The organism is Faecalibacterium sp. An77 (assembly GCF_002161315.1).
GTDB lineage: Bacteria > Bacillota > Clostridia > Oscillospirales > Ruminococcaceae > Faecalibacterium.
The window spans coordinates 30667-41007 of the sequence record NZ_NFHK01000023.1 but is presented as its reverse complement, the minus strand read 5'-3'; the positions used below and the strand labels follow the sequence as shown (position 1 = coordinate 41007).

The window sequence follows — 10341 nt, the reverse complement described above, 5'->3', positions numbered from 1 at the left end:
ATCCCTTGAAGACTACAAGGTAGATAGGCACAATGTGTAAGTGGAGTGATCCATTCAGCAAGAGTGTACTAATAGATCGAGGGCTTGACCAGGTTGAAAGCACTTGTACTCTGATTGCATGGCGCAGATTATTATTCAGTTCTGAAGGCACGTCCTTCCAAAAGAGAATAGAGAGATTGTTCAGACGCAAATCTGAACAGCCGGTGTCGATGACGGTGAGGTCCCACCTGTTCCCATTCCGAACACAGAAGTTAAGCTCACTTGTGCCGAAGATAGTTGGCTGGACACGGCCTGTGAAAATAGGTAGATGCCGGCTTCTCTCATCCATCAGAATATTGAAACCGTATTCTGATGGTCATGCACCTCTAGCTCAGTTGGTAGAGCAACTGACTCTTAATCAGTGGGCCCAGGGTTCGAGTCCCTGGAGGTGCACCAACGAAACATCCATTTAGGCTTTGGCTTGAATGGATGTTTTTTGTTTATTCTTTTGCAAAATATACAGGGAGGCAACGATGACGGCCAAATATTACGAGGCATACGACCTGCGCTACAAGCAGATTCATCAGCAGCACCTGCAATGGGCCAGCGATACGCCTTCTCCGATTGTGGGAGAGGTTCTCGGCCGGTATCCTCTCCCGGAAGGGGCCAAAATTCTGGAGATTGGCTGCGGAGAGGGCCGGGATGCTCTGGATCTTCTGCGCCGGGGGCTGGATGTGCTGGCGACTGATGTTTCACCCGAAGCGGTTGCATTCTGTCAGCAGAAAGCCCCGGATTTTGAAGAACATTTTCAGGTGCTGGACTGCATTGCGGGAACCATGGAGGAAACCTTTGATTTCATCTATGCCGTGGCCGTACTCCATATGCTGGTGTTGGAGGAGGACCGGCAGGCTTTCTATCGGTTTATCCAGAGCCATTTGAAACCCCAGGGATTGGCATTGATCTGTACCATGGGTGATGGTGAGACGGAGGCCCAAAGCGATATTCGGACGGCCTTTGAGCCGCAGGAACGGGTTCACCAGGGAACAGGGAAAACCGTGCGGATTGCGGGGACATCCTGCCGGATGGTGGGCATGGATGCCTTTCAGAAGGAATTGACCCGAAACCGCCTTGCGGTGGTGGAAACGGGGCTGACGGCCTGTCCGCCGGACTTTTCCCGGATGCTGTATGCAGTCGTGCGGAGAGACTGACACGAAAAAAGCCGGCCCGAAGGCCGGCATGGTGCAAAAGCGAGTTGCTCCTCATCCCATCATCTGAACAAACATGGCGCACAGAGGCAGGGCCGCAATGGACAACAGGGTGGACAAGACCACCAGTCCGGCGGCCAGCTGCTCGCTGTAGCGGTACTGGATAGCGAGAACCGAGGTGAGGGCCGCGCAGGGACAGGCTTCCAGCAGGATCACCACCGCCCCTACCATGCCGCCGGTGCCGGTGAGGAGGCAGAAAAGGAAGGATGCCGCGGGAATAATCAGCATCCGGATCAGAATGGCGTGCCAAAGCTGAAAGCTGCGGATGACCGGCCGCAGGTCGCTGGTGGCGATGATGATGCCGGTGATCAGCATGGAAAGCGGCGTGTTCATGCCGGCCAGGAGACTGATGGGCTGGGCGATCAGGTAGGGGACCGGGATTTGACCCAGATAGAGCACCAGACCCACCGCCACCGCCAGAAGGGCGGGCTTTTTGATGAGTTCCACCACAAGGTTGCGCTTGGCGGCGCCGCTGCTGCGGTCCACCAGGGCAATGCCGGCGGTCCAGATGAGCAGATTGAAAAAGGTGTTGAAGATGCTGGCATAGAGCATCCCCTCGGCCCCAAACAGGGCGTTGATGAGGGGAAAACCCATGTAGCCCGCATTGGAGAAGGTCATGGCAAAGCGGAGAATGGGCTGGTCTGGGCCGGTCTTTTTGCGGGTGGACAGCAGGGCAATGCAGAGACCGATCACCAGTACCGCCGCGCTGGCAAAGGCGGTGCGGACCAGATTGGACAGGATCTCGGGGTCAAACTCAATGAGATATGAGTTGATGATCATGGCCGGGACCACCAGGTTCACCAGCAGACTGGAAAAGCCCTGGCGCGCTTCGGCATTCAACAGCCTGCCGCGCACCGCGAGATAGCCCGTCAGAATCAGCAGGAACATCATCAGCACCTGTTGGGCTGTGATGGCGACAAGATTTCCTTCGTTCATGGCAAAATCCTTCGTTGTTCGATGTAAAATGGCATGAGAATCTTTTCCTATTATACGTGAAAGGGCCCGCCCCCGCAAGACAAAGGCCGGCCCGGACAAACCAAAAAATAAAAGACGAAAAATTGCATTTTACCTATTGACATCTGACAGCTTTTGCGCTATAATAACCGAGTCGGAAGTCAAGAGCGACACGCCGACAACAAAATATGGCCCGTTGGTCAAGCGGTTAAGACAGAGGCCTCTCACGCCTTTAACATCGGTTCGATTCCGGTACGGGTCACCAACATATAAAACGGCCGTGTGCCGTTTTATATATATGCCTCTTTAGCTCAGTCGGTTAGAGCACCTGACTGTTAATCAGGGTGTCGCCTGTTCGAGTCAGGCAAGAGGCGCCAAAGAGCGATGGATGAAAATCCATCGCTTTTTTGTTTTGTTTCGAAAGGGCCCCGGGCCACAGCGCCAGATAAAAATTCCTCCGCCTCTCCCGCCTCAAAACGACTTGTATCCAAGATGGAACTTTCCAAACTATAGAAAATAAAGCAAAAATGGAAAATCTTGAAATCGGGTCTTGACACCGGGGGGGTATGGTATTATAGGCACACAAAGGAAAGGACCTTCCTTTGAACCTGTTTTGGGTCTCTATCTTTTTACACCATTAAGGAGGAAAAATTCATTATGAAACTCAAGAAGATTGCTTCTCTGATGCTCGCTGGCGTTATGGCTGTCAGCATGCTGGCTGGCTGCTCTGGCAACAACACCGATGACAACAAGGGTGAGGGCGAGACCTCGACCGCTACCAGCTACTCCACCGAGCTGCGCACCGCTATGACTGGCGCTGCAAAGGAGCGTGTGACTGCTGTAGCAAACAGCAAGCTGGATTCTGCTCTGGAACAGAATGTCAAAAAGTACTTTGTAATCACTGATTACGCTGATATCACCAATATTGACGCAGTTCAGGTTGATCTTGATGATGAGAATGCTGTCATCTACAATAACCTGGTTAAGTCCATGAATGCAGAGAAGGGTATTGTGGCTGCGCTGGATGATGATAACACCAAGACCACCACAGCTGTGAACCTGTATGTTGTCAATGCTACTACCAGCGATGAGTATGCTTTGGAGCAGATTGCAGGAATGATTGGTATTGTGGACCTGCCGAAAACTTCTGCAGATACCAACTACAAGTATACTTATGACATCTCTGCAAGCATTGTGACCAAGACTGTGACTTCCTCTGTCGTCCAGGGCGTGGAGACTGGTGTCAAGTACATTGCTGTTGCTGTCACCCAGAATGTGACCAAGGTTGTCTGATTTGACACGCATTCATGCTTATAACACCCCAGCAGCACCATGGCTGGGAGCTGATATAAGGGGCTTTTAAGCGAGAGACCGTTTAGAGGCTCGGGTAAATAACCCATCCGATGTGGCGACAAAGGGGAATGTCTAACCAATATTCCTTCTGTTGTTGATCGCACCAAAACAAAAGAACTTTTGCGTCACGAAAGATAGGGTCCCTCTGCGAGGGCCGGCTCTCACGAGCTGGCCCTCGCATTGTTTGTTATGAGGGAAACGTACAGAATAGAGAATGTACCCTGTGTCCAGAGCCCCGCCGGGGCGAGCCCGCAGGGCTGGGGGAAGAGAAAATCCCCGTTCCTTTTTACAGGAACGGGGATTTGTGTTTTTATGAAGCTCTGCTGTGGATCAGAAAATCAGGCGATGACAGACTTTGCATCGTACCGGGCCGCAGGCCGGGAGCCTTCCTAAAGAGGCTGAGACCTGACCGCCGGCAGGGCCTTGTGAAGTTCACAGCAGCTGCTGGTACCAGTTGAAAGGATGGAGGTTACTCGTGGGCGCGGGTGGCGATTTCGTCGCAGACCTTCTGGATGAAGGCATCCAGCTCCATGGTGGTGGTTTCGCCCTTGCGGTCACGGACCGAGACGTTGCCGGCCTCGGCTTCCTTGGCGCCCAGGACCAGCATATAGGGCACGCGGTCCACCTGCTGGGCCTCGCGGATCTTGTAGCCGATCTTCTCGTTGTCGCTGTCCAGAGCAACGCGGATGCCGGCGGCAACCAGCTTCTCGGTGACCTCGGTGGCGTAGTCCAGGGTCTTCTCCGAGACGGGCAGGACCTTGACCTGGGTGGGTGCCAGCCAGGTGGGGAAGCGGCCCTTGGTCTCCTCGATCAGGTAGGCCATGAAGCGGTCAATGGAGCCCAGGATGGCGCGATGCAGGACCACGGGGGTCTTCTCGGTGCCGTCGCTGTCCACGTAGGTCAGGTGGAACTTGGCCGGCAGGCAGAAGTCCAGCTGGCAGGTGGACAGGGTGTACTCGGCGCCCACGGCGGGACGGACGTTGACGTCCAGCTTGGGACCATAGAAGGCAGCCTCGCCGATCTCCTCGGTGAAGTTGATGCCCAGCTCGGTCAGAACCTCGCGCAGAGCGGTCTCGGCGTGATCCCACATGGCGTCATCGTCGTGGTACTTCTTCTTGTCGGCGGGGTCGCGCAGGGACAGCACGCAGCGGTAGTCGGTGATGCCGAAGTCCTTGTACACCTCGAAAATCAGGTCGCAGACGGCGGCCACTTCGCTCTTGATCTGGCTGGGGGTCACGAACAGGTGGGCGTCGTTCTGGCAGAAGTGACGGCCGCGCTCGATGCCCTTCAGGGTGCCGCTGGACTCATACCGGAAATCGTGGGCGATTTCGCCGATGCGGATGGGCAGCTGGCGGTAGGAATGGGGCCGGTTGGCGTAGATCATCATGTGGTGGGGGCAGTTCATGGGACGCAGGACATAGCTCTCGCCCTCCATCTCCATGGCGGGGAACATGTTCTCACGGTAGTGATCCCAGTGGCCGGAGGTCTTGTACAGGTTGACGGTGCCGACGCAGGGGGTCATGACGTGCTGATAGCCCCGGGCGCGCTCCTTGGCCTTGATATAGTTCTCCAGCTCCTGCCAGACGGTGTAGCCGTTGGGCAGGAACATGGGCAGGCCGCGGCCCACCAGGTCGTCGGTCATGAACAGGCCCATTTCCTTGCCGATGCGGCGGTGATCCCGGGCGCGGGCTTCTTCCTGCTGCTTCTCCCAGGCTTCCAGCTCCTCCTGGGTGCGGAAGGCGACGCCGTTGATGCGGGTGAGCATCTTGTTGTCCTTGTCGCCCTTCCAGTAGGCGCCCGACTGCTGGGTGATCTTGAAGGCCTTCAGGGCCTTGGTGTAGGTCAGGTGGGGGCCGACGCACATATCAATGTACTCGCCCTGCTGATAGAAGCTGATGGTGGCATCCTCGGGCAGATCGCCGATGTGCTCCACCTTGAACTTCTCCTGACGGTCCTCCATCAGCTTGATGGCCTCGGGACGGGGCAGGATGAAGGCCTTGATGGGCAGGTTCTCCTTGACGATCTTCCGCATCTCTTTCTCGATGGCGGCCAGATCCTCGTCGGTCAGCTTGGTGTCGCCCAGGTCCACGTCGTAGTAGAAGCCGTTCTCGGTGGCGGGGCCATAGCCGAAGTCAGCCTCGGGGTACAGGCGCTTGATGGCCTGTGCCATGATGTGGGCGGCGGTGTGGCGCAAAACGTGCAGTTCCTGGTCCTGCGGGCACTCAGCAACGGTGCCGTCATTGTAAATGATCTTCATCGCAGTATTCCTTTCTCCAAATAGGGTTTGCATGGAAAATAAAAAAGCGCTTCATCCCGCAGAACGTATGCACGGGATGAAGCGCCGGTCATTCTTTGCCGGGAACGCTCCACGGTTCCACCCGAATTGCGCCGCCCAGGGGGCTGTGCCTCTCGATGTGCTGTAACGGGCACACCCGGCAGAGGTTCGCCTCTGCACTCCGCGGTGGTAGGGGGCGGGCTGCGCCAGGCTGCTTGCAGCACGCCGCATCGCTGCGGCGGCAGCCCTCTCTCAGGCGTCGCGGTTCTGCCCCTGTTTGTCCGCATCCGAGAGGGCGCCGGGGCCCTCTCACGCTTGGCCAGGATGAAACTGAGAAGATTGTAGCACACCTGCGGCAAAAATGCAAGCGGGCGGGGCAAAAACCTGTCTGCCCCAGCAAAACAGCCCCCGCCCTGTCGGAGGCTGGGGGCGGAGGCTGCTCTGCTTTCTGCATCTGGTAAAAGGAAAGAAAAAGAAGAAGGAGAACGCCCGCGCACCGTAACCCTTGCGGCAGGGGCCGCCTCTCAGAGAGCCCTCTATTCTCCCCGAAAAGCGGAAGGCGCCGGGCCGCGAAAACAAAAAGACGCTGACAGACTCCAGTCCGTCAGCGCCTTTGCTTTCGACGATGTCAGTATAGCTCGCTTTGTGCGAAATGTCAAGAACGGGCGCGGCGTTTTGGGACGTTTCACAGCGTCGCCAAAAGGCGGCCCCTGCTTTTCGCCAAAATGCCCAAGCCGGTCACTGGGCTTCCCGCTGGTCGGGATCGTCGGAACGGTCCATCCCGGCGGACTCGCCGGCAGAGCCGGGTTTCCAGGGCCAGAAGGGACTGGACTCCAGTTCCGCCCGGCGCTCGGCCCGGCGTTCGTCGCGCTTGGCCTCGGCCCGCTCGGCCCGCTCCGAGCGCATTTCCACCCGCAGCAGTATGCTCATCAGAGCGCGGGAACCAAAGGTTGCCACCAGCAGAAGGACGGCGTCCAGGCTGGGCAGCAGGATGGTCTTGGAGACCTCGGCCGCCATCAGGAACTCCAGCGCCGTAATCAGGCCGGTGCTCATCTCCAGGTGATAGTCGTAGTCGTCGTGGAACAAAACCACCCGCAGATAGTGGTAGGTGGTGCGCAGCAGGCTGACCACGATGATGAGCAGGCCGATCAACTCGGCGATGCCGGAAATCAGAGGGACAGAGACGGCCAGGGCGGTCTCCATCCCGGAGTCCATTTGTTCAAAGAGTTGCAGCATGGGTTAGCGGTTATCCTTTCTGGGTGTGGGGTGGAATCGGAGGGTCAGAGGCTCAGTCCAGCAGGGTCTTGACGTAGTCGGCCAGCTCCTGATCCTTGCAGGCGGGGAAGAACAGCTCGCTGAAGTGTTCGCCGGCCACAGCGCCCTTGACCAGAGCGGGGTCCAGGTCCTTCAGGCAGTCGATCAGGGGCTTGAAGTTGTTGGCGCGGACGCCGTCCAGGATGATCTTGTTCCGCTGCTCGGGCTCACGGCGCTCCTTGGGATAACCCTGGCCGTGGCCGAAGCCGAACAGCTTCTCGAAGATGTACTCCAGGTTCAGCTCGCCGCCCCAGCCGAAGCCCTTGGCGAAGGGCAGAGCCACCGCGTTGCCGTCGTTGACGTGGGCAAAGGTGTAAGCGTCCACGGGATCCTCCACGTGGCCGCAGATGACGCCGGGGAAGCTGTTCAGGGCCAGCATGGCGCCCTCGCCGGTGCCGCAGCCAGTGATGACATAGTCGGCGGCGCCGCTGTTCAGCAGGATGGCGGCCAGGATGCCGTTCTGAACGTAGGTCAGCTGGGCGGCATCGTCGGCGGCGTACATGCCGTAGTTGACCACCTCATGGCCCATGGGCTCCACCACCTTCTTGAGGGCGGCGAGGATGATGCCGTTCTTGGCGGCCTGGCTGTTTTCGTTGATGAGTGCGATTTTCATAGGGATGAACCTCCATTTCCCGGCGCTGTCCACTCCCGGGACGGCGCGGCTTTTTTCCTGCGTCCCAGTGTACCGGTTTTGGACAGGAAAGTCAATGCCATGCATCCAACAAACAAAAAGCGCCGCTGCAAAGGCAGATGCAGCGGCGTGGTTTGGGGGTCATTCGGCCTGTACCATGCAGTCAAAACCGGTGCAGTCGGGCTGGCACCAGGCAGCGTGGCGGCGCCGGCGGGCATGCCGTCCGGCGGGCTGGCCCTGATAGGGACAGTCGTAGGAAACGGCACAGCAGCCGGCAGCGCGGTGGCAGCATCCGCCGTCGATGCCGGCCAGGTTTTCCGCCCCGATGGGGGCGCAGTGGGCAGGCAGATGAAGGACCGAAGATTTCATGGAACATCCCTCCTTGGGTCTACTCTGACTCTATTATAATGGACCGCAGACCGGCCCTGCAAGGCGTCCGCCGTGGAAAAACAGATGAAATAAATTGCACCCATCAAACGTGTAGATGCAGGCGGCTCATGGATGAACGGGCCGCCCGGCGGCCCGGCGCGAAAATCGAAAAAAGGACGTATCAAATGAAAAATTCTGGGTGTTGATTGACACAATCTGCCCCCTGTGATAGAATCAAACCATACCGAGACGTATGCCGCGGCAGCTTTTTCGGGCTGCAGGGCCGGTGTAACATAAGAAACGTGAAGGAGGACATCCTATGTCTTGCAAAATCTCCCGCAGAAACTTTATGAGGTGCGCCGGCATAGGCGCCCTGGCTTTGGCCTCGTCCAGCCTCCTGGGCGGCTGCACCAAGTTTGACGCCGAGTATGGCCTGGGAGAGACCGTCACCTGGACCGACAAAAATGGCGGCACGGTTTCCATGAAGATTGCCGAGGCCTGGGAGGTCACCGCCTCCAACCACACCGATGTGGCATCCAACTATCAGCTGAAGGTGGACGACGGCCAGCGCTATGTCTATCTCCGGATCGAGATGACCAACACCACCGACGCCGACATCGAGCTGTACAACAAGCGCTACAGCTTCGACTGGTTCGAGACCAAGTACACCGACGAAAAGGTGCGGGATTACTTCTACCGCTGGGAGAAGAACGCCGAGGAAACCAGCGAGTATCCCACTTATCCCAACGCCAACCGGATGGTGAAGGCTCCCGCTGTCATCTGGGGCTACAACAACGGCATGTACCTGAACGACGGCAAGTTCGGCGCCGTCTGCTACACCGGTTCGGCAGGCCAGCCCCGCAAGGAGAATACATACGCCAAAGTCCCCAAGGGCGCTTCCCACATTGACTGCATCGGCCAGATCACCGAGAACCTCCAGACCCTGCGGATTGTCTACCGCCTGGAGAACAAGGAAGTCAACTTCGTCATCTATCCCAATCAGCTCACCTGATGAAGGCGGAACCGGCCCCTGAGGGTCCGGTTTCCCGGGAAAATCAAAAGGGAATACAAAAAGAAAAGCTGCGGCAGGGCCAAAACCCTGCGGCAGCTTTTTTGGTATTCAGGACTGGGATTCGTCGTCGTCCTTCCGGCGCAGGCGCTCCCGCAGAGCGTCCAGGGAGAGGTGACGGCGGCCGTGGCGCATCCGGGGGAAGGCATGGAGCAGACGGCCCGCGCCAAAGAAGGAGCCGTGCTGCATCTGGGCCCGCATCTGGGCCTGCATTTCCTCCGAACGGGCTTCCAGCTCGGCCCGCAGGTCTTCCAGCTGGAGCAGCTCGGCGGCTCGGTCGGTGGCCCGCTCCATGGTGCCGGCGGCAGCCAGACGGGCCGCTTCGGCGGCCTCCATGGCGTTCAGACGGGCCAGCTCGCCGGCCCGGCGGGCGGCCTCGATGGCCTCGTCCGCCTTGTCACGGGCGGCACGGGAGGTGCGGCGGATCTCCTTGGCCGACAGCTTTTCGCCCGCGGTCCGCAGCTCGGCCTGGGCCAGCTTGATCTGGAGACGGCTCTCGTCCAGCTTCTGGTCGGCGTCCAGGGCGGTGGAGCCGATCAGGTCGGTCATCACATCGCTGATGTCGTGGATGCCGTCCGCAATCCGCTCCAGGGCTTCCAGCTCCTCCGCCAGGCCGGTGGCGGTGATGGTGGTGACCACCAGGTCCACGCCGTACAGGATGTACAGCAGGGCAATGATGATCCACCCTGCGGTGGTGGGCACCATGCCCACCAGGGCGGCAATGGTGGGATGGACCAGCTTCATCATAAAGACGGCGCCCAGGCCCCAGTAGAGGGAGAATTCCAGGCAGATATAGCCGCCCAGGTTGAAGGGCCGGTCGGTGTAGTCCCACCAGCGGGTGTGATAGATCTTATACAGCAGCCAGCCGCCCGCCAGCTCGATGGCGCTGGGAATGATGACGCCTCCGATGAACAGCAGGATATTGTTGTTCAGCAGCGGGGTCAGGAAAAACAGCATGGTCAGCATTCCGAAGCCGTAGATGGGACAGACCGGGCCGTTCAGAAAGCCGCGGTTGACCAGCTTTCCGGTGGTGACGGCGGCATAGGCCACCTCCAGCCCCCAGCCCAGGAAAGAGTAAATCAGGAAATACGCTGCGATTTGATACAAGGTGAATCCAAAGATCATAAGACAG

At 58.3% G+C, this 10341-nt stretch carries 9 protein-coding genes, 3 tRNA genes and 2 rRNA genes; 8 read left to right on the top strand and 6 right to left on the bottom strand.

The window, feature by feature from the left end; genetic code table 11:
• From B5G28_RS08960 to B5G28_RS08945, 4 genes are all read left to right on the top strand, one after another.
• Positions 1-92: ribosomal RNA gene (locus tag B5G28_RS08960) — 23S ribosomal RNA — on the top strand; the annotation flags it as partial.
• 107 nt (positions 93-199) lie between these two features.
• A 5S ribosomal RNA gene (rrf, locus tag B5G28_RS08955) occupies positions 200-316 on the top strand.
• Positions 317-359: 43 nt separating this feature from the next.
• Positions 360-435, top strand: a tRNA-Lys gene (locus B5G28_RS08950).
• 77 nt (positions 436-512) lie between these two features.
• Positions 513-1187: a class I SAM-dependent methyltransferase gene (locus tag B5G28_RS08945; RefSeq protein WP_087248006.1), complete on the top strand. Its 675-nt coding sequence runs from the start codon at positions 513-515 to the stop codon at positions 1185-1187.
• A 51-nt stretch (positions 1188-1238) separates the two neighbouring features.
• On the opposite strand, the gene B5G28_RS08940 is transcribed toward B5G28_RS08945, so the two are convergent.
• Positions 1239-2180, bottom strand: coding sequence for an AEC family transporter (locus tag B5G28_RS08940; protein ID WP_087248005.1), 942 nt, complete (start codon positions 2178-2180; stop codon positions 1239-1241).
• Positions 2181-2388: 208 nt separating this feature from the next.
• Here B5G28_RS08940 and B5G28_RS08935 point away from each other — a divergent pair.
• The 3 genes from B5G28_RS08935 (at position 2389) to B5G28_RS08925 (ending at position 3491) form a co-directional block, all read left to right on the top strand.
• Positions 2389-2463, top strand: a tRNA-Glu gene (locus B5G28_RS08935).
• 35 nt (positions 2464-2498) lie between these two features.
• Positions 2499-2575 (top strand) — tRNA-Asn (locus B5G28_RS08930).
• 280 nt (positions 2576-2855) lie between these two features.
• Positions 2856-3491, top strand: a complete 636-nt coding sequence (locus B5G28_RS08925; protein WP_087248003.1) for a hypothetical protein — start codon at positions 2856-2858, stop codon at positions 3489-3491.
• Between the two features lie 529 nt (positions 3492-4020).
• Here B5G28_RS08925 and thrS read toward each other — a convergent pair.
• From thrS to B5G28_RS08905, 4 genes are all read right to left on the bottom strand, one after another.
• Entirely contained in the window at positions 4021-5808 is a 1788-nt protein-coding gene (thrS, locus tag B5G28_RS08920) for a threonine--tRNA ligase (protein WP_087248001.1), read from the bottom strand.
• A 756-nt stretch (positions 5809-6564) separates the two neighbouring features.
• Positions 6565-7062, bottom strand: coding sequence for a DUF1622 domain-containing protein (locus B5G28_RS08915; RefSeq protein WP_087247999.1), 498 nt, complete (start codon positions 7060-7062; stop codon positions 6565-6567).
• 52 nt (positions 7063-7114) lie between these two features.
• Positions 7115-7753, bottom strand: coding sequence for an RpiB/LacA/LacB family sugar-phosphate isomerase (locus tag B5G28_RS08910; RefSeq protein ID WP_087247997.1), 639 nt, complete (start codon positions 7751-7753; stop codon positions 7115-7117).
• Positions 7754-7912: 159 nt separating this feature from the next.
• Complete coding sequence (locus tag B5G28_RS08905) at positions 7913-8140, bottom strand: hypothetical protein (RefSeq protein WP_087247995.1); 228 nt, start codon at positions 8138-8140, stop codon at positions 7913-7915.
• 319 nt (positions 8141-8459) lie between these two features.
• Here B5G28_RS08905 and B5G28_RS08900 point away from each other — a divergent pair, with 319 nt between their 5' ends.
• Positions 8460-9152 (top strand): hypothetical protein, encoded by a 693-nt coding sequence (locus B5G28_RS08900; protein ID WP_087247993.1) that lies wholly within the window; start codon positions 8460-8462, stop codon positions 9150-9152.
• A 108-nt stretch (positions 9153-9260) separates the two neighbouring features.
• Here B5G28_RS08900 and B5G28_RS08895 read toward each other — a convergent pair whose 3' ends face one another.
• Positions 9261-10334 (bottom strand): putative ABC transporter permease, encoded by a 1074-nt coding sequence (locus B5G28_RS08895; RefSeq protein WP_087247991.1) that lies wholly within the window; start codon positions 10332-10334, stop codon positions 9261-9263.
• Positions 10335-10341 lie beyond the last annotated feature (7 nt).